15 protein-coding genes are annotated in these 18,992 nt (G+C 43.9%); 8 read left to right on the plus strand and 7 right to left on the minus strand.

Annotation, left to right across the window (positions count from 1 at the left end; genetic code table 11):
• The first annotated feature begins 54 nt into the window (after nucleotides 1-54).
• From AB6D07_RS14410 to AB6D07_RS14420, 3 genes are all read left to right on the plus strand, one after another.
• On the plus strand, nucleotides 55-243 hold the full coding sequence (locus AB6D07_RS14410) for a hypothetical protein (protein ID WP_017098749.1): 189 nt from the start codon (nucleotides 55-57) through the stop codon (nucleotides 241-243).
• Between the two features lie 361 nt (nucleotides 244-604).
• Nucleotides 605-1,012 (plus strand): SulA-like leucine-rich domain-containing protein, encoded by a 408-nt coding sequence (locus AB6D07_RS14415; RefSeq protein WP_017099831.1) that lies wholly within the window; start codon nucleotides 605-607, stop codon nucleotides 1,010-1,012.
• A 309-nt stretch (nucleotides 1,013-1,321) separates the two neighbouring features.
• Nucleotides 1,322-2,425, plus strand: coding sequence for a phosphoribosylaminoimidazolesuccinocarboxamide synthase (locus AB6D07_RS14420; RefSeq protein WP_017103777.1), 1,104 nt, complete (start codon nucleotides 1,322-1,324; stop codon nucleotides 2,423-2,425).
• Between the two features lie 172 nt (nucleotides 2,426-2,597).
• On the opposite strand, the gene AB6D07_RS14425 is transcribed toward AB6D07_RS14420, so the two are convergent.
• Together AB6D07_RS14425 and AB6D07_RS14430 are read right to left on the minus strand one after the other, a co-directional pair.
• Nucleotides 2,598-2,975, minus strand: coding sequence for a hypothetical protein (locus AB6D07_RS14425; protein WP_017103776.1), 378 nt, complete (start codon nucleotides 2,973-2,975; stop codon nucleotides 2,598-2,600).
• Nucleotides 2,976-3,178: 203 nt separating this feature from the next.
• On the minus strand, nucleotides 3,179-5,563 hold the full coding sequence (locus AB6D07_RS14430) for a helicase-related protein (RefSeq protein WP_017103775.1): 2,385 nt from the start codon (nucleotides 5,561-5,563) through the stop codon (nucleotides 3,179-3,181).
• Nucleotides 5,564-5,747: 184 nt separating this feature from the next.
• Here AB6D07_RS14430 and AB6D07_RS14435 point away from each other — a divergent pair, with 184 nt between their 5' ends.
• The 3 genes from AB6D07_RS14435 (at nucleotide 5,748) to AB6D07_RS14445 (ending at nucleotide 10,013) form a co-directional block, all read left to right on the plus strand.
• Complete coding sequence (locus tag AB6D07_RS14435; RefSeq protein ID WP_012603704.1) at nucleotides 5,748-7,436, plus strand: NAD-dependent malic enzyme; 1,689 nt, start codon at nucleotides 5,748-5,750, stop codon at nucleotides 7,434-7,436.
• Between the two features lie 171 nt (nucleotides 7,437-7,607).
• Nucleotides 7,608-8,444, plus strand: coding sequence for an ElyC/SanA/YdcF family protein (locus tag AB6D07_RS14440; protein ID WP_029223060.1), 837 nt, complete (start codon nucleotides 7,608-7,610; stop codon nucleotides 8,442-8,444).
• 198 nt (nucleotides 8,445-8,642) lie between these two features.
• Nucleotides 8,643-10,013 carry a DASS family sodium-coupled anion symporter gene (locus AB6D07_RS14445; RefSeq protein WP_017103773.1) on the plus strand — a complete coding sequence of 457 codons (1,371 nt, stop codon included), beginning with the start codon at nucleotides 8,643-8,645 and terminating at the stop codon, nucleotides 10,011-10,013.
• A 353-nt stretch (nucleotides 10,014-10,366) separates the two neighbouring features.
• Here AB6D07_RS14445 and AB6D07_RS14450 read toward each other — a convergent pair whose 3' ends face one another.
• Nucleotides 10,367-11,662 (minus strand): GGDEF domain-containing protein, encoded by a 1,296-nt coding sequence (locus tag AB6D07_RS14450; protein WP_017103772.1) that lies wholly within the window; start codon nucleotides 11,660-11,662, stop codon nucleotides 10,367-10,369.
• A gap of 302 nt (nucleotides 11,663-11,964) precedes the next feature.
• On the opposite strand from AB6D07_RS14450, the gene AB6D07_RS14455 reads away from it, so the two are divergent.
• A complete protein-coding gene (locus tag AB6D07_RS14455; protein WP_017103771.1) occupies nucleotides 11,965-12,789 on the plus strand; it encodes a DUF2797 domain-containing protein in 825 nt (274 codons plus the stop codon).
• A 133-nt stretch (nucleotides 12,790-12,922) separates the two neighbouring features.
• Here AB6D07_RS14455 and AB6D07_RS14460 read toward each other — a convergent pair whose 3' ends face one another.
• Together AB6D07_RS14460 and AB6D07_RS14465 are read right to left on the minus strand one after the other, a co-directional pair.
• Nucleotides 12,923-14,173, minus strand: a complete 1,251-nt coding sequence (locus AB6D07_RS14460) for a diguanylate cyclase (protein ID WP_372043898.1) — start codon at nucleotides 14,171-14,173, stop codon at nucleotides 12,923-12,925.
• A 247-nt stretch (nucleotides 14,174-14,420) separates the two neighbouring features.
• A complete protein-coding gene (locus AB6D07_RS14465) occupies nucleotides 14,421-15,305 on the minus strand; it encodes a LysR family transcriptional regulator (protein ID WP_372140725.1) in 885 nt (294 codons plus the stop codon).
• A 218-nt stretch (nucleotides 15,306-15,523) separates the two neighbouring features.
• Between AB6D07_RS14465 and AB6D07_RS14470 the strand changes: the two genes are divergently transcribed.
• Entirely contained in the window at nucleotides 15,524-16,195 is a 672-nt protein-coding gene (locus AB6D07_RS14470; protein WP_017103768.1) for a type 1 glutamine amidotransferase domain-containing protein, read from the plus strand.
• Between the two features lie 165 nt (nucleotides 16,196-16,360).
• On the opposite strand, the gene AB6D07_RS14475 is transcribed toward AB6D07_RS14470, so the two are convergent.
• Both AB6D07_RS14475 and AB6D07_RS14480 read right to left on the minus strand, forming a co-directional pair.
• A complete protein-coding gene (locus tag AB6D07_RS14475; RefSeq protein WP_017103767.1) occupies nucleotides 16,361-17,596 on the minus strand; it encodes a cysteine desulfurase-like protein in 1,236 nt (411 codons plus the stop codon).
• Nucleotides 17,580-18,236: a 2OG-Fe dioxygenase family protein gene (locus AB6D07_RS14480; protein ID WP_029223059.1), complete on the minus strand. Its 657-nt coding sequence runs from the start codon at nucleotides 18,234-18,236 to the stop codon at nucleotides 17,580-17,582. The genes AB6D07_RS14475 and AB6D07_RS14480 overlap by 17 nt, the downstream gene beginning before the upstream one ends.
• Between the last annotated feature and the right edge of the window lie 756 nt (nucleotides 18,237-18,992).

Genomic DNA, 18,992 nt, shown 5'->3' on the forward strand with positions numbered 1-18,992 from the left:
TGTGTCATAATTCGCGCCGAAAATACACCTGACTTAAACAGGTGAGGAGAGAATATGTTCACAATAGAAGGCGTTTGTGATTGGTGCAAAAAGCCAAGCCTAGTTAAAAAGCACGACTACCTAGATGGTAAGTGTCATCATGCATGTAAAGAGTGCAATGATATGGCCACCATTGATGTTCGCCAGTTCAATATTGGTGAAATGGAAATGAGAGCAAAACTCTCCCAAGCGACATTGAGATAAGCAACACCGTTGAAATATAAGAAAGCGCCTAAGGCGCTTTTTTTGTATCTGAGATTTATCTTCTTATCTTCTTATCTTCTTATCTTCTTATCTTCTTATCTTCTTATCTTCTATACAGGTGTATACAGTACTTTTCTGTCAAACCCACTGTATACACCTGTATAAAGCTCACATTTCTTCAACTTATGAGACAAAACAACGAATTCATTCAAATTTAATTTTTACCATATTTTCAACAGCTTAAATAAAAATCACTTACCCAACCAAGCAAGATCGTCCAATAATCCCTCAAAAAACACTTGATCTTATAAGCAACAAAAACTACTGTATACGCATACAGCATGTATATAAGGACAGCAAAATGATTCCAGCACACGTTAAAGCACAACACTCTAGCCCGCTAACTCACTGCGCATTTACATCCGTCTCTCGTGACACAAAAAGTTCAAACGAAGAAGCGTTGTTTGCCAAAATGGCGTTGCTGTCCAATCAACATCAGTGGTTACTGTTTACGGCTCAAACACCAAGACCATCGGCTAAACAGCTGCAGCAACATAATGTTTGCTGTGATCGTGTTATTCACATGAAAGCCTCTAATCAAATGACAGAAATAGAAACCGTCGAGAAAGCCATTCGATCTAAGAATGCGAGCGCGATTGTTGCGAGTGCTTCGATTGATCAATTCAGTCAGCAATACCTAAGAACATTAGGAATGCGCTTTCAGTGCGAAGTCTTCTTTATTGATGCCAATTCAGAGCGTATTCACTAGACCACCTTGCTTAATATCATGTTGGCTCAAAAACATAGCCCATAAACATAGCTTAATCTTTTAGCTAACAAACTTAGTTAACTTAACAGCATAAATCCAAAACACAGTCCAAATATACTGCCTTCCCCTGCCCTACAATTCGCCAATTTTTTAGCGGATTGTTAGGCGGGGGTTTTTATTTAAACAATAGATTTAGCAATCGTTTGCTTTTTCTCTGGAAGCAAATAGTAGATTGGGTATAATGCCCGTCTAATCATGTGCACACCGCACTTCTCTGTATGACGTTTGATAAAAGATAGGAATGTCTAAATGAGCCTTGCTGATCAAGTTCTTGCCGTAAATGATGACCTACCAATCCGTACTGATAAACCTGTCCACAGTGGCAAGGTTCGCTCAGTCTACTGGTTAACTGAAGAAGATAGCCAACGACTAATTAAAGAGAAAGGCTACGATGTAGCACCAGATGCGCCTTTAGCAATCATGGTGATCAGTGACCGTATCTCTGCATTTGATTGTATCTGGCGTGGTGAAGGGAATCTAAAAGGTGTTCCAGGTAAAGGAGCGGCTCTGAATGCTATCTCTAACCACTGGTTCAAATTGTTTAAAGACAACGGCCTTGCTGACAGTCACATTCTTGATATCCCTCACCCGTTCGTATGGATTGTACAAAAAGCTCGCCCAGTCATGATCGAAGCGATTTGTCGTCAATACATCACAGGTTCAATGTGGCGTGCATACGCAAACGGCGAACGCGAATTCTGTGGTATCGAGATGCCAGAAGGCCTTGAGAAAGACAAGAAATTGCCTGAGCTACTGATCACGCCTTCTACAAAGGGGATTTTGAAAGGGATTCCTGGTGTTCCAGAAGCTGACGATGTGAACATCACACGTAACAACATCGAAGATAACTTCGCAGCGTTCAACTTTACTCAAGCAAGTGACATTGCGCATTACGAGAAACGTCTAAAAGAAGGCTTCAACGTAATTAGCCAAGCACTAGCAAAAGTCGATCAAACCTTTGTCGATACGAAATTTGAGTTCGGCTATGTGAACGATGCTCAAGGCAAAGAAAAGCTTATCTACATGGATGAAGTCGGTACTCCAGATTCATCTCGCATTTGGGATACTCAGGAATACAATAACGGTAACATCGTTGAGAATTCAAAAGAAGGTTTCCGCCAGTTCCTGCTTAACTACTTCCCTGATGCGGACATTCTTTTGAACAAAGAGCGTATGCCAGAGCGTGAAGCGTTAGCTCGTGACAATGAACTTCCATTGGATTCATTGATGTCTCTGTCACGTACTTATCTTGATATCGCGGCGAAGATTACAGGTGCGGAAATCGTACTGAGTGAGAATCCTAAGCAAGAGATCATCGATGTATTGCGTGCCAACTACGGCCTAATCGATTAATAGCGGTTAGATATCACGTTCTGCCTAAGTACAAGAACGACTTAAATACAAAAAGGGCCTCAGTATTTAGGCCCTTTTTACATGTACGTTTTAATCTTATTTGAGCTAAGCTCTAAGCTCTAAGCTCTAAGCTCTAAGCTCTAAGCTCTAAGCTCTAAGCAATACTGATAGATTAAAGCTTAATAGTAAACTCTTCTCCAGTATTCTCGGCAATCACCAAATGACTGCGCGATTCAATGTACTCGATCTGTTTTTCTTCAAGAGAATATGGCATAGCAACTTTGAGTTCATTGATCCCCTCTAGCTTGGCTAGCTTGAGTAAGGTAACAATATTTGACTCATCACTTTTACGCGTCGACATCGATTTCAATGCCATCTGCCATAAACGATCTTCAGGGCTTGCGAGCTCTTTAATGCTATCTCGCCAGACAGTACTAAATACTGGCGCAATCGTGGTTAGTGCTTCCAGAAAAGTCCATTTTTTACTGCATGAGGCGCCAAGAAATGTTGTGTAATCAAACTCTACACGCGTCTCTGTCTGTTTATCCATGATGTCCCCCGACACTTTGACAACACAATATACTCAATATCTATCAACTCTTTCTTTATAGCAATAGGATATAGAAGAATAGTCTTTTATGACCTTTTGATTGGTTAAAAAGGCATATAAAAATCAAACTTGTAACAAAATAAGCACTGAAAAAACATATATGCACCTATTTGATTAATATTTTAGAGATAAAACTAATCCATCTATTTGATATCAATTATCCGACTCGCTTTTTTGTACTGGATACGCCAGCCAGACCATGTCGGGAGCTCCCAACGTTTTGGCGATAACTTTCGACTGCCCGATTGATAATGAACGTAAATCAGCTTGCGTGCCGGCAGGTATTCGACTTCGAGTTGCAAGTCGGCAAGGCTCAATGCAAACGGGTACTTTTCCGAAAACTCTGAATAGAGCCAAGTCGGGATACCATCGAATGGAATATCTGCATGGTCGAACATTTCCAATTCGCTCACATCAGTGACACCTAACACTTCAAGCTGCTCTATTAACCATAGCTCAAAGTTAATGTTCTCAATTTCTGGTGTGTATTGGGTTTGTTCATCGAGACCGAGTTTCACATACAGCTGCCAATGTTTGATTTGTTGAGTACGAGCTTGTGCAAAACCGGGAAGTTTAACCCCATTCGATACAAGATCGACGATCGGCTTTAACGATAGTTGCCCTTCCGCTGCCACGAGCTTGGTCGTGATCGTGCGGCCGGCATACACCAAAGCCATCTCAGTAAAGACGCCATCATCATTAACCACGGTTTCACCTTGTTGCCACTCTCCCATCTCCGCTTCAATCATAAGATCCAAAGGAATAGGTGCAGTGACCGTCGCTAAGGTCAGTGTTTGCTTAACACCTCTTCCCGGCAAACTATGAGTGTCTAACACCAACATCGCTTGTGCATTGTCCGGGAAACGATTCTGACGGCCGAGTACTACCTCTAACGCTCCGTTGGCAAAGGCTTCTTTCCTTTTCAGTCTGCGCACAAACACTAACTCAGGATGCAGCTTAATAATGGTGTCAATCAGTTCAATACGCGGGAAACGGGACGCGACTTCTAATTGAGGAAGTTCAAACACCTCACGCATTTGCTTAGCCAGTCCTTGTGCTTCATTCAATGCTTGCTGATCGATTTCTAGATTCGGATATTCGCGACCGCGAACGATCTGAATCAACAGGGATAAATCACACCCTTCCTTTTCTCGTTGAGCGAGTGCTTCCAAATGTTCTGCATTGGTTGGTAATTGATACAAGCGAGCAGGAACGGACAGCGCAGCAGTGAGATCGACCATCGCTTCTTTTAATGCTTTGGTTTTGATTCGAGTAACGATATCGGCATACAAAGCATCAATCGGCAGCGGATACAGCTTTTTGCCATGCTCGGTAATTTGATGGTCGGCTTTAATCGCTTCCATCGTCAGCAAGGTTTGAGTAGCACTGTTTAGTGATTTTTCAGGAATAGGATCAAGGAAAGACAAGCTCTCAAGCGGAGCACCACAACAGGCCGCGGCCAACATAGGTTCGGTCAGCTCTTCACGCTGCAATTCAGGCGGTGTGACTAACTCTAACGCCGCATGCTCACCATACAGACGCACACAAGCGCCGTCCATTACCCTACCCGCGCGACCAGCTCGTTGCTTGGCACTGGCTCGTGATATGGATTTAAGCATCAGAGTCGTTCTACCGTTTCGTTGAACGGTGCGTCTTTCTAATCCTGAATCTATCACCACACCAATATCGGGAATGGTTAATGAGGTTTCTGCCACGTTGGTTGCAAGAATGACCTTTCTCAGGCCATAACCGTTAGCATTGATATCGATATTACGACCCGATAACGCTAAATCTCGCTCCTTATCACTGACCGACGCATGCAATTTCACCACTTGGATATCTGGATTTTTCGCTAAGGCTTGTTCGCATTGCACGATCTCTTTTTTACCCGGTAGAAAAACCAACATATCGCCAGAAGAAGCGATCAATTGATGATTCACTTCTTCCGCGATGCGCTGCTCTAGATGTCGAATATCAGGCAGTGTTCTGGATTCGTTCGCTCGGTGTTCAATAGCAACTTGATAAGTTCGGCCTTCACAGCTTATCCGACCCGCATTCAAATAGTGAGCAAGGCGTTCACCTTCGATGGTTGCAGACGTGATCACCAAGCGATGGCTCGCTTTTTGTTTGAGAATCGCCACCAGCAAATCGATATCCCAACGCCTTTCGTGAAATTCATCGACAACGATGACATCAAAGCCAGCGAGTCCATCTTCAGATAACCAACGCAGCGCGATACCGGGCGTCACAAAAACGACGTTAGTTTTCTCGTTGTATTCAGACTCAAGTTTGATCGCATAACCAATTTTGTCACCAAGCTTTTCGCCCGATTGTAGGGCGAGATATTTAGCTAATGAGGTACAAGCTATTCGTCTTGGTTCAACCACAAGCACTCGCCCATGTTGGCAAGCCCAAATTGGTAAGCGCGTTGATTTACCCGACCCGGTTTCAGCTTCTACTACTAGGTGAGAATTAGCGATTTGTTCGTGAAATACGTTTTGATAAGCATCGATGGGAAGTAATGACATAAAAAAGAGGCGTCGCGAAAAAGTGTGAGCAAAGTATAACGAATTATGGTGCTAAAATTCGATAAGTGTGGGACATGGGTAAGAATATCATTTTGTTTGCAAAGATCGGGGGTAAACTATTTACAATTGAATAACTAAACCGTTATCATTTTTCGGTTACCCTTTCTCCCATATTAGGCATCTAATGAACAACGATAAACGCCCTCTATATATCCCTTATGCTGGTCCTGCTCTACTAAGTACCCCTCTTCTAAACAAAGGCAGCGCATTCTCTGCTGAAGAGCGCAGTTCTTTCAACCTTGAAGGCTTGTTACCGGAAACAACCGAAACAATCCAAGAGCAAGTAGGACGTGCATACAAGCAATATTGTAACTTCGAAAGTGATATGGATAAGCATATCTACCTTCGTAACATCCAAGACACTAATGAAACGCTTTTTTATCGTTTAGTTCAAAACCACATCTCTGAAATGATGCCTATCATTTACACGCCAACAGTTGGCGCAGCATGTGAGAACTTCTCAAATATTTACCGTCGTGGCCGTGGTCTGTTTATCTCATACCCGAACCGCGATCGTATCGATGACCTACTGAACAATGCGACAAACCACAACGTTAAAGTTATCGTGGTTACGGATGGTGAGCGTATTCTTGGTTTGGGAGACCAAGGTATCGGTGGCATGGGTATTCCAATTGGTAAACTAGCACTTTACACAGCTTGTGGCGGCATCAGCCCAGCTTACATGCTACCAATCGTGCTCGATGTGGGTACAAACAACCCACAGCGTCTTGCTGACCCAATGTACATGGGCTGGCGTCACCCTCGTATCACAGGTGCAGATTACGATGCATTCGTTGAAGAATTCATTCAAGCCGTTCAACGCCGTTGGCCAGATGCTCTAGTTCAATTCGAAGATTTCGCACAAAAGAACGCAATGCCACTGCTTGAACGCTACAAAGATCGCCTCTGTTGTTTCAACGATGATATCCAAGGTACAGCCGCTGTAACGGTTGGTTCTCTACTTGCAGCATGTAAAGCAGCGAACAGCAAACTGTCAGACCAACGCATCACCTTCTTAGGTGCGGGTTCTGCAGGTTGTGGTATTGCTGAAGCTATCATTGCTCAAATGGTGTCTGAAGGTATCAGCGATGCACAAGCTCGCTCTCAAGTTTACATGGTTGACCGTTGGGGTCTGCTACAGGAAGGCATGCAAAACCTGCTTGATTTCCAACAGCGTCTAGTTCAAACCAACGCGAACACCAAAGATTGGGAAAGCGACGGCACTGGTTTCTCTCTACTAGACGTTGTTCGTCACGCGAAACCTACGGTTCTGGTTGGCGTATCTGGTGCTCCGGGTCTGTTCAGCAAAGAAGTCATCAAAGAGATGAACCTTCACTGCGAACGCCCTATCGTGTTCCCACTGTCAAACCCAACAAGCCGTGTTGAAGCAACACCAAATGACATTATTCGTTGGACTGACGGCCAAGCGCTTGTTGCGACTGGTAGCCCATTTGAGCCGGTGGTTCACAACGGCACCACTTACCCAATCGCTCAGTGTAATAACAGCTACATCTTCCCAGGTATTGGCCTTGGTGTATTGGCTGTGAATGCTTCACGCATCACTGACGAAATGCTAATGGAATCAAGCCGAGCACTTGCAACGTGTTCTCCACTTGCTATCAATGGCTCAGGTGCTCTACTTCCACCATTGGAAGAGATCCACACCGTATCTAAGAAGATTGCTTTTGCCGTTGGTAAAAAAGCGATTGAGCAAGGTGTTGCTCTAGAGATCACTGAAGAAGCACTACAACAAGCGATAGACCAGCACTTCTGGCAGCCGGTTTACCGTCGCTACAAGCGTACTGCATTCTAATAAACGTGCTGCGCTTGGAATAAAGAGCGTTAACTACTCTTACAAGAGCCTCTGCAACTGCGGGGGCTTTTTTCTTTACACTGTCTTGTCTTTTTAACTGATTTTTCTCATTTTTATTTGGTATTATCGAGCACTCAAAAATTAATGCTCAGTCAAAGGACCATACCGAGAGTGAAATTTGATTCTCACATTTTCCGTAGCCACTTATTAAAAGCTTACAAAAAACTGCAAGGTTTTCTGTTTGGCGCTTTCCTCGTGTTCTTAGTAGGCAGCGCTGCGGTTATTGCGATCGATTATTGGGTTTCATGGCAAGCAGAAGATCGCATCATCTACGATATAGATGAAGTGCCCGAGCTTGAGGTCGCCGTTGTGCTTGGCACAAGCAAATATTTAGGTAGAACACTCAACGACTATTATAAGCACCGAATCGAAGCGGCAATTGAGCTGTTCGATCGTGAAAAGGTAGACCAATTTCTACTGAGTGGCGATAACGCTCATCGCTCTTACAATGAACCGTGGACGATGAAACGCGACTTGTTAAAAGCGGGCGTCCCCGATGAACGCATCAATCTAGATTATGCGGGGTTCAGAACCCTAGATTCGATTGTTCGCGCCAAAAAGATATTCGATACCGATAACTTCCTAATCATCACTCAGAAGTTCCACTGTGAAAGAGCGCTATTTATCGCTAACTCTTACGATATTAATGCGCAGTGTTTGGCGGTTTCAGGACCAACCCATCATTCAGGAACCTCAATACGTTTACGTGAAGTGTTTGCACGTACCAAAGCGTTTCTTGATCTGTATATTATTGGTACTACGCCAAAATTCCTTGGCCCTAAAGAGCCGATCCAACCCAGTCCAAAACCAGAATCATTGCCGATTCCTAGCCCTATTGCTGACCCCAATGCAAACCCTATAGCAGACCCCACAGCAAGCCCTACTGAAAATCCGATTGCAACTCCTTCAGTAAGCCCTATTTTAGAACCAGCAGAGACCGATGTGTAGAAAACTACACATTTTGAATTTGTTGCCTCACACTTCCCCATTGTTAAGCAAAAACACACCAACACTCCTTTATTAACTTGAGTAACATTCTCCCAACAAAGTCTGACCCTACATCAAGTCTATATACCTCGAAAATAATAAGCACCGCTCAACGAAGTCGTGCACCAATAAAACGAGGATAAACAAAAGGAGCGTCTTATGACGGCACTTGTTACTACACTGAAACACTGGTTGTTTACCCGCAACAGCATGATATTAATCGGTAATTTCACGCTATTTGCAGTTTTGCTCAATTCCCTGCCATTCGAAGCGCAAGTGAATACGGGTTTAAGTATTCTCGTGTTCGTTGCCATTCTATGGTTAACAGAAGCTATCCACGTCAGCATCACCGCTTTGCTCGTTCCCCTATTGGCTGTCTTGTTTGGTGTATTCAACACGCCCGCAGCACTGGCTAACTTTTCGAATCCCATCATATTCTTATTCATGGGCGGATTCGCGTTGGCAGCCGCACTGAACAAGCAAGAGCTGGATAAAGCGATAGCTGACAAAGTATTGCTCATAGCAAAAGGCAGAATGTCGGTAGCCGTGTTCATGTTGTTCGGTGTGAGTGCGGGTTTATCCATGTGGATCTCAAACACCGCCACCACAGCAATGATGCTCCCTCTTGTTCTTGGTATCATGAACAAAGTCGACCAAAGTGAAGACCGAAACACCTACGTGTTCGTGCTATTGGGTATCGCTTACTGTGCTTCAATCGGTGGTATCGCAACTTTAGTTGGTAGCCCACCAAACGCCATTGCTGCGGCAGAAGTTGGCTTGAGCTTCACAGAATGGATGGCGCTTGGGCTACCTATCTCAATGATCTTACTGCCAATCACGATGATTATTTTGTACGTGATGACTAAGCCAAAACTTGACCACAAATTCGAGTTAGACCATGCACCTGTCGAGTGGACAAACAGCAAGAAAATCACACTGTCTATCTTCCTTTTAACCGTAACGCTTTGGATATTCGGCAAGCCGATCAACGCAATGATTGGCGGGTTCTCTAAGTTTGATAGTTTGGTAGCGATTGGCGCCATTGTACTGCTTGGCGCTTCTAGAGCCGTGGAATGGAAAGACGTTGAGAAGACAACGGATTGGGGTGTACTTATCCTGTTCGGTGGTGGTATCTGCTTAAGTAACATTCTAAAAGCGACAGGAACAAGCGTATTCTTAGCACACTCACTAAGCGGATTTTTAGAAACAGCAGGCGTACTTCTTACAATTCTAGCTGTGGTAGCCTTCGTGGTATTCCTAACGGAATTTGCAAGTAACACAGCGAGTGCGGCACTGCTTGTCCCAGTATTCGCAACCATTGCTGAAGCGCTAGGTATGTCGCCAGTTATCTTGTCTGCACTGATTGCTGTTGCCGCTTCTTGCGCCTTCATGCTACCAGTTGCGACACCGCCGAATGCGATAGTCTTTGGTTCGGGTCATATCAAGCAGAGAGAGATGATGCGAATCGGTATGGTGTTGAACCTAGTTTGTATCCTAGTACTGACTCTGTTCGCTTGGATCTTCTGGTAAGCACTAACGCTTATAGAGAAAGCTTTACAGGCAAGTGCTTAGAAACACATATTTATAGGTAAATACTTATAGATAAATGTTTACAGGAATGCCCCCTCTCAAAAAATCTGGTTGCAGCTTCCCCCGGCTCAACCAGTAAAAAAATGCCCGCTCTGCTAACAAGATCAGTTTAACTAGCAAGATCAATTTAACTAATAAGATCAGCCAAACGGGCATCTAAAAACAAAAAACGCTTTTCCCTTTTGGTGGCCCCGCGCCACCTTTTTTGTGTCAGCTATTGGGATAAGAGCCATAAAAATGCCACACGTCACATATGCACGTGTGGCTTATAAACCAATAAACTCTACTTCAGATTAGTGGCTCAAGATCACCTGATTTCGCCCTGAATGCTTCGCTTGATATAAGGCTTCATCAGCGCGGGCAATGGTCTCTGTCACCCGCTCTTGTTTCATCTCGGCAATGCCGATACTGCAAGTGAGAGAATCCCCATGAATCCAAAGATGTTGGCTAACCAAAAGTCGGATTTTCTCTGCCTTTCTCTGCGCTTCGCCAGCTTCGGTTTCAGGGCAAAAAACAATAAACTCTTCACCACCCCAACGTACAAGTTTGTCCGTCGCACTGATAGAGCTGCCAACCACCATACTGAATTCACGCAAGATATGATCACCCATCAGGTGTCCGTATTTGTCATTCACACTTTTAAAGTAGTCAATGTCCAGGTAGAGCATACTTAACTTGCCGTGGCCTTGCTTCACCTGTTGCGACTGCATTTTCAACCAATCACGAATCGCGTGTCGGTTAAGTATCCCTGTCAATTCATCACGATGAGCCTTTTCAGAAAACTCGAAGTTTTGCTCTCTCAATGCCCGATTGACGTTTTTTAAGTGATGGTGTCTTTTTTCAGCGATCGCGATACGTTTTCTTGAGCGGTGTAATTCTGAAAGCAGAAACACAGTGCCTGTACCCACCCAGATAAACAGCAAGATCAGGAACAGGCTTTCAGCCGAAATATACGAACCCTCAAACTCAATACTTCGAATAATTATTCGATGATGACCTAATTTAGCACCAGAAGCAGTAGCAAACTCAACCATGTTCACATTTGAAAACTCGGGGGCCGAATGCTCTAACGCAATCTCGTTATCCGCTAACCACCACGTCATGACTTGCAAATTTTTGATCGGAATTTCTATCACGCCACCATCGATTCCTGGAGAAAACTCCATCCCGTTATACTTATGTGTATATTCGTCATCAGGCACCGAATAAGCAGGATTGTAATTACGTAGGTACGTTCTCAGACGACCACTAGGATCAGCCTTCGCATGGTAATCAATATTGACTCTAAAGGTGTGGTACTGCGAAAGGTCAAGACCAGTGGTTATGTCTGGGCTAATACGAATCGATAGCCCACAGTAAGGCCACGGATATTCGGATTTTTTAAGCTCACAATCGAGAATATACTGCCCATTTTCATAGGATAATTGGGAGGTACTGACTCCTCTATCAACTTGATCGCTGGTCGCGATAAATTCATATTGTTCAGGAGTAATTGTTGTTATCACACGATTTCCACTTACCTGGTAATACTGCACAATGGCAAGTGTTGCGATAACTAGAAAGATAACAATTTTATGAATCCACTTCACATCTAAGCTTCCGGCTTTTGGTCCCTATAGTTGGGATTTGACGATATAAACAAGCAAAATTAATCATTAGATTGCATACTAACAATTGACTTAAAAACGTTATATCACACCTTAACAAAATGTCATACTATAATTTAGATGACGTATTTCCAGTCAATTATTCACTGCATGAATCAAGTAATATTGCGTATAAATAGAGGCTCTATTTGTTATACTCATCGCATAATCATCGTTAACCGCAGCGACTGCTTACAAGGCGTTCGAGTCGACGAAATAATAATCAAAATACAACGAGTAATGTCATGTCTTTATTAGCAAAAGGAACACTCAGAAAAATGAGTGCTTCCCTTGATGGTGCGGTTACCTACCGTTTACCTGTAGGGGAAGAGTTTGTAGAGCTAAACCCTCTGATTGGAAAAACCATCAACCTTACCCACACTGGTAATATTTTTTGTTGTTCGTGTGGTAAGAAAACTAAGAAAAGCTACTCTCAAGGCCACTGCTTTGTGTGCATGAAAAAGCTAGCAAGCTGCGACATGTGCATCATGAAGCCTGAGACTTGCCACTACGAACAAGGTACTTGTCGTGAGCCTCAATGGGGTGAAGAAAATTGCTTCGTCGATCACTTCGTTTACCTGTCGAACACATCAAGCCTTAAGGTAGGAATCACTCGCCATACTCAGATTCCAACTCGCTGGATTGATCAAGGAGCCACTCAGGGCCTACCTATTTTGAAGGTAAAAACGCGCCAGATCTCTGGCCTTATTGAAGTCGAATTAGCAAAACACATCGCCGATAAAACCAACTGGCGCACGCTGCTAAAAGGCGACGGTGACGATATGGAGTTGGTTGAAAAAGCCAAAGAACTATTGCCACTTGTAGAAGATAAGATTCAAGAGATCAGAGCGAAGTTTGGTGATGATGCTATCGAGGTGCTCAGTGAGAGCACTACTTCATTGAGCTACCCAGTTGAACAGCACCCTGTGAAAATTGTATCGCACAACTTTGATAAGAACCCTGAAGTGACGGGCGTACTTCAAGGTATTAAAGGTCAATACCTTATCCTAGATACTGGCGTGATTAACATCCGTAAATTTGGCTCTTACGAAGTGGAAGTGTCTGCCTAATTTATAGAACTTAAGCGTTTCTCATGGTGAGAAGCGTTCAGTTAATAGCCAAAAACTAAAATGCCCTCAAGTGATGACTTGAGGGCATTTTTCGTTGTCGATTCTATTCGTCTTTGGGTGACGGTTTTAGGCGTTAAAGCGCGACTACATCTCCGTCTACGCAATTCTTGCCATTGGCTTTCGCGCGATAAAGAGATTGGTCGGTTAAATTCACGAGTGCGTCAATAGTGACACCGTCTTCACACGCTCGGCTATCGCTGATTCCGATACTCACGCTAGAGTTAAAACGAATTTGTTCACCCACTTTGAACTCGACTTGATTGAACTGTTGGCGAATCTCTTCTGAAACTTCGAGAGCTGTTTCAAGAGACGTATTGGGGATAAATAGAATGAACTCTTCACCACCCCAACGGCCTGCTACTCCACCAACTTTCTCGGCATTACGCTTGGTTATGCTAGCTAAAGCACAAATTACCTCATCACCTACCATATGACCATAAGTGTCATTAATCGACTTGAAGTCATCGATATCTAGTAGCATACAGACAAGGTAGTTTTTAGAGAACATATGCTCTCTCAACCATTCATAAATCGCCCTACGATTAAGCAGATCCGTCATTTCATCGTAATTCGCTTGGTGAACCAACTGCTTCTCCAACATCACCTTTTGAGTCACATCTTCGAGTACTACTTGAACGGCCCGCTGACCTTTCCAAGTAATTGCATTATCGTAAATATTAAAGAAGCGATGAACACCGTCAAAGCCAATATTTTCAACCACGGTACTGGTTCCCGACAACTCACCCGACACGATCGCTTGATAGTGTTTATAGATGCCGTCGCTATTCTGCTGTGGTACTAAGTCAAGAATCGAATCCAGCGCTAAGACTTGCTCTATGGAAGATCCACCTTGCAGTTTTACCCAGGATTGATTGACCATCAACGGTTTGAAATCTCGGTGAACCAAGATGCCCTGCCCTGATTGCATGATCATGTCGTGATACATCTTATCTTGCTCACGCACTGCATTTTGCAGCTGAATCGCAGGGGAAAGATCGATAACCGTGACTTGCAGTGCAGGTCTTCCCTGCCACTCCGTCACATGATCGATAGAAAACACGGTGAACTCTCTGCCGTTGCGATCAATATTGGTATAGGTGTGAACCTGAGGGTCTCGTTGACCACTGACCGTTTCGAGGTAATTTTGATAGGCTAAAACATGGTACTCTTCTGAGATGAGATCTAGAAAGCTATCGATATCAGAAAGTAGTTCTTCCGGTGATTGGTATCCATAGATGCGAGCATAGTTAGCGTCAACACTCACTACATTCATATCTTGAATCGTTATTACACCGTACGTGGATTCGAAATTTATTGAAGACATTGCCAACTCCGCATTCTCGCTACACTTCATAAGCCGAAGCATAACAACACATCCTGCCAACGCTTCCACACAATCTATCACGCGTTAGGGACATTAATATGATATCTAGTATATCGTACTGCTTTAGGCTTCTCTACAACTCAATCGTAAGCGTAAGTCATCAAAAGTAGACAAATAGCACCTTCTTATTACGCACATCAAAAAACAACAAGGATATTGTATAGCTATGTAAGCATTATCTATTCGGTTATTCATTCCAATCGGAAAAATAAGAGACTAAGAAGTCGATAGCCAGCCTTGCTCTCTGGGGTAAAAAACGACGATTTTGATATACGACCCAACTGCTGGTTCCTGCTCCCCAATACTCTTCAAGCACCGGGACAAGCTTTCCATTAGTCAGGCCACCATTGAAACTGCTTTTAGGAAGGTAGACAACACCAAGCCCCTCTTCACATGCTTTCAGTACTGCGCTCGAATTGTTACTGCGCCATCGCCCGTGCACTCGCACTGCATTTAGCGGTTTGCCCTCTTTCTCAAATAGCCACTGATCACTGTTGGCGATAATGCAGCTGTGCATTTTTAACTGCTCTGGATGAGTGGGCGTACCAAATTGCTCTATATAGTCTTTACTGGCTGCTGCCGCCATTGGGCGATCGACGAGCTTTCTTGCCACCAAACCGGAATCGTCTAATCGGCCGTAACGAATGGCGAAGTCGATACCATCTTCGATGAAGTTAACCATCTTAGTATTGAAGTTCATCTCTATGGTGAGCTCAGGATGATCTTTCGCAAATTCCATCAAAGCTGCTGCAACATGATTCTCGGCAAACGCACCCGCCGCACTGACACGCAAAGTACCGCTCAGCTGAGCTTGTTGAGACGTGACTTGTTCATTCGCCTGTTGCAGTCCGATAACCAGATCTTTGCATTGTTGATAATAGGTATGCCCAGACTCAGTCAAACTTACCATACGAGTGGATCGAGCGAGTAAAGCCACACCCACCCGCTCTTCTAATCTCGATACTTGGCGGCTGACATGGCTGGTACTGCCCCCCAGCTTTTTTGCTGCTGCAGAAAAGCCGTGACATTCCGCTACCGCCACAAATTCATTAATACCTTCAAAGCTATCCATACTTCACCTGTTTACATCTAACGAGTTCACATCCGACTAATTCACATCCACTATTGCTATATAGCAATAATGTTTTGTCTACTCGGCATATTATCACTCAAATGGTTTACTACTAGTATTACAGGTAACGAAACAGCGGTATCTAAATTGAAAGCTTTGGTTTTCTAAATAAAAGCCACGACGCTGAAACCAAACAAACGTGCTCAAAGGGACGAATCATGAAAAAAATACTAATACCTGTAACTAACCACGTAACACTAGGCGATACAGACCAAGCGAACGGTACTTACGCTCCAGAACTGACTCATGCACTGAAAGAGATCATTGCTGCGGGTTTTGAGTACGACATCGCGTCGATCAAGGGTGGTAAAGGTCCGCTGTATGGAACCGATATTGAAGGTGATTCAGTAAACGCAGAAATCTTGGCTGATGATGACTTCCAGAACCGTATCAATAACACGATTCCGGTAAGCCAAATTAACGTAGAAAGCTACGATGCTATCTTCTACCCAGGTGGATTCGGCCTACTTTCTGACTTAGCAACCGACGAGCAATTCGCAACGATTGCCGCTAAGCATTATGAAGATGGCGGTGTGATCGCATCAGTATGTCACGGCCCAGCAGCACTGCTTCCGATTGTTTTAAGCAACGGCGAGAAGCTATTAAGCTCTAAATCGGTGACTGGTTTTACTCGTGAAGAAGAAATCGACTTTGGCACCATCAATGACATTCCGTTCTTATTGGAAGAGTCTCTTGCTCGCAGCGCTGCGCGTTTCAACAAGGTTCAACCTTGGCATGAGCTTGTAATTGTTGATGAGCGAGTGATTACTGGCCAAAACCCAACCAGTGCGCACGCAGTAGGTGCAGCTCTGGTTAAGCAGCTCTCTTAGTTAAGTCATGGAGTTAATCGATTAACGGTTTTAGTCTTCGTAACCGTCCTAATAGAATAACTGCCGTTAAACAGATATAAGCTCAATCAAACAAAAAAGAGCATACTTCCACCTCAATATTATTGAGAGAAGTATGCTCTTTTCTAATTCTATAGCGATTAAGTGCTAGTGGCTTCGCAAGATCCCTTCAAGCACATTGAACAACAAGTCGATCTCTTCAATCGAGTTATAATGCATACAACCAATACGCACCACGCCCTGCTCTTCAATACCCAACTGCTTCACCAGCCCTAATGCGTAGAAGTGACCATTCCACACACAGATATTATGCTCACCCAACTTCTTAGCTATGAACTCTGGGGAGTGCTCATCAAAGGTAATCGCAAAGGTTGGCGTTCTTAGGTTCGAATCAAACTCGGTTTTCCCGTAAAGCTTTGCCCCTTCAAGATCGGACAAGCGTTTCAGGAAGTACTCACTGAGTTGGCTCTCGTGCTTGTTATACAGCGCGTAGCTTTGCTCTAAACGAGAACGCAATGAATCAGCGGGATCGCCTAATTGCGCCAAGTAATCTACCGCCGCAATCACACCAGCAAGACCTTCGAAGCTTTGCGTACCTGTCTCAAAACGACCTGGGCCGATATTGGTTGCAGGCTCTACCTTGTAAGGCTTTAAAGTATGCAGCCATTGAGGCGCAACATAAGCAATACCCACATGCGGGCCGAAGAACTTATACGCTGAACACGCTAAGAAATCACAATTCAATTGCTGAACATCGACCAAATGGTGTGGCGCGTAATGAACGGCATCGACATAAACCTGAGCGCTATATTGATGTGCAAGCTCGATAACTTTCGCCATGTCAACAATCGAGCCTGTCGTGTTTGAAGCAAACGTCACCGCGACAAGCTTGGTTTTCTCGTTAAGCAGCGATTCAAAGTGCGCCATATCTAAACTGCAATCCGACTCGTCTACGCGAACTTGGCGAACAATCGCGCCTTTGTCATCTGCCGCTTGCTGCCAACTCGATACATTTGAGTAATGGTCTAACGCCGTGACGATAACTTCATCGCCCTTTTTCCAATCGCGACTGATCGCTCGGCTCAATTGGAAGGTCAGAGATGTCATGTTCGCTCCGAACACAACGTTGCCAGAAGACTCCGCATTAAGCAGTGCTTGCGCCGCTTCTCGCGCTTGCTGCATTAAACTTGTGGTCTTTTGGCTAGAAAAATAGTGGCCGCCTAGGTTTGAATTGAAATGCCCTAAGTATTCGGTCATTGATGCTAAAACATTCTCAGGCACCTGAGAGCCACCCGGCCCATCAAAGAAAGTGACTGGCTTGCCATTATGATATTGGCCTAACGCGCTAAACTGTTGGCGCACGTCATTAAGAGTGAAGGACATTGCGCGCATCCTTAGCAGTTAGAACAAACACATCCATGTAGCCCATCTCGCCGTGGTCTATGGTACGAATCGGTTGTGCATTGTGCCAAAGCTTACTATCAGCAAGCATTGCCACCTCGCCATCGCCTAATACTTTTCTAAAGAATGGCGCTTCATGTGAGTCTTGATAAAGCATAACTTCACCACCAACGATGTTGTGACGAGTAACACCAATGATCGCGATGTGGTCAAAACCGTCTTGGTGAACACCTTCTGGTGCAACCTGAGTTTCTTCAAAAATAGCGGCAATGCGGATTTGATGGATTTCGATTTCTTGTCCGTCTTCAAGCCCGTTGGTTTCAATAAACAGTTCACACATCTCTTGCATGCCTTCGCTGCTTAGAATATTCGCTTCAATCGGCTCGAACTGACGAACAACATCACCTTGAAAGTGATTAATGTTTTCAGACTGAACAAAGTTATGTTTGTCTAGCTCAACGACTTGTCCATTACTGAATTCAACCACTGAGTACCTTCTCAATCGGAACTGGCCATCTGCATGCTCTGTGCTTGGTAGCTTAGAGAATGATGGTGACAACTCCTTAACTGCATGGTTACTGAGGTGGGTAATATGTAGGGTATTTTCGTGAGCATGTAACATCATCGACTCCTTAATGATTGTTAATTAACTTTCGATATTTAACGTTTTATTTACATAAAGGATACTTGAAGATCTTGCCAAATCAACATTAAACAATCATTTATCCCGTCAGATTTAATAATTCAGACACTAAATCCAATCGAGGAATAAAAAGCAGTGTATAACACCAGAATAAAAGATGACCAACTCTTAAAACTAGCACACTCCACTAGCCAGTTATAAATGCCTACAATTTAAATAATAACGACATTATTAACTAGAAAGACAGGTTTCATATTGTGTCGGCCCTTTCACTTCAATACGCCAGCCTCCTTGCATAAACTCAAGCACCACGGTTGCCATCATTCATTTCTATGATTTGCACATCGAAATACGATCTACCTATCAGTTGCCAAACTATTGATTATTTACACAACAAACTGAAATTGGTTAATTTATCAGTAAGCCAGAAACCAAACGCCTTTGCTTGCGCGTCTGGAACAGGTCGAGTTCGGGGGGAACTCGGCCGCCCCAAATGGCTCATTTCTTTTAGAAGAGCAACTTGATAGTTTTTTTAGTCTCGAAGATTTTTGAAGTGGAATGTTACGGGGGGATTTACTCAGTAGCATTTGAAAACCTGAGCATGAAGCATTTGAAATCGACGAGAACGATGGATTTAGCTTCTAGTAAGTGACACGTGTTTACAAGCGTCAGGTGCTCTCCTGTGATTACCGAGGGAGGTTGACGGTCTAAATACCGAAGGATTCTGTCGTTGCT

Origin of the sequence: Vibrio sp. 10N.239.312.C11 (assembly GCF_041466065.1) — a bacterium.
GTDB classification, from domain to species: Bacteria; Pseudomonadota; Gammaproteobacteria; order Enterobacterales; family Vibrionaceae; genus Vibrio; species Vibrio tasmaniensis_A.

What these genes read in the sequence shown, in the direction of transcription:
- AB6D07_RS14410 (WP_017098749.1), top strand. Translation starts at nt 55, where the DNA reads ATGTTCACAATAGAAGGCGTTTGTGATTGGTGCAAAAAGCCAAGCCTA.
- AB6D07_RS14415 (WP_017099831.1), top strand. Translation starts at nt 605, where the DNA reads ATGATTCCAGCACACGTTAAAGCACAACACTCTAGCCCGCTAACTCAC.
- AB6D07_RS14420 (WP_017103777.1), top strand. Translation starts at nt 1,322, where the DNA reads ATGAGCCTTGCTGATCAAGTTCTTGCCGTAAATGATGACCTACCAATC.
- AB6D07_RS14425 (WP_017103776.1), bottom strand. Translation starts at nt 2,975, where the DNA reads ATGGATAAACAGACAGAGACGCGTGTAGAGTTTGATTACACAACATTT.
- AB6D07_RS14430 (WP_017103775.1), bottom strand. Translation starts at nt 5,563, where the DNA reads ATGTCATTACTTCCCATCGATGCTTATCAAAACGTATTTCACGAACAA.
- AB6D07_RS14435 (WP_012603704.1), top strand. Translation starts at nt 5,748, where the DNA reads ATGAACAACGATAAACGCCCTCTATATATCCCTTATGCTGGTCCTGCT.
- AB6D07_RS14445 (WP_017103773.1), top strand. Translation starts at nt 8,643, where the DNA reads ATGACGGCACTTGTTACTACACTGAAACACTGGTTGTTTACCCGCAAC.
- AB6D07_RS14455 (WP_017103771.1), top strand. Translation starts at nt 11,965, where the DNA reads ATGTCTTTATTAGCAAAAGGAACACTCAGAAAAATGAGTGCTTCCCTT.
- AB6D07_RS14460 (WP_372043898.1), bottom strand. Translation starts at nt 14,173, where the DNA reads ATGTCTTCAATAAATTTCGAATCCACGTACGGTGTAATAACGATTCAA.
- AB6D07_RS14465 (WP_372140725.1), bottom strand. Translation starts at nt 15,305, where the DNA reads ATGGATAGCTTTGAAGGTATTAATGAATTTGTGGCGGTAGCGGAATGT.
- AB6D07_RS14470 (WP_017103768.1), top strand. Translation starts at nt 15,524, where the DNA reads ATGAAAAAAATACTAATACCTGTAACTAACCACGTAACACTAGGCGAT.
- AB6D07_RS14475 (WP_017103767.1), bottom strand. Translation starts at nt 17,596, where the DNA reads ATGTCCTTCACTCTTAATGACGTGCGCCAACAGTTTAGCGCGTTAGGC.
- AB6D07_RS14480 (WP_029223059.1), bottom strand. Translation starts at nt 18,236, where the DNA reads ATGTTACATGCTCACGAAAATACCCTACATATTACCCACCTCAGTAAC.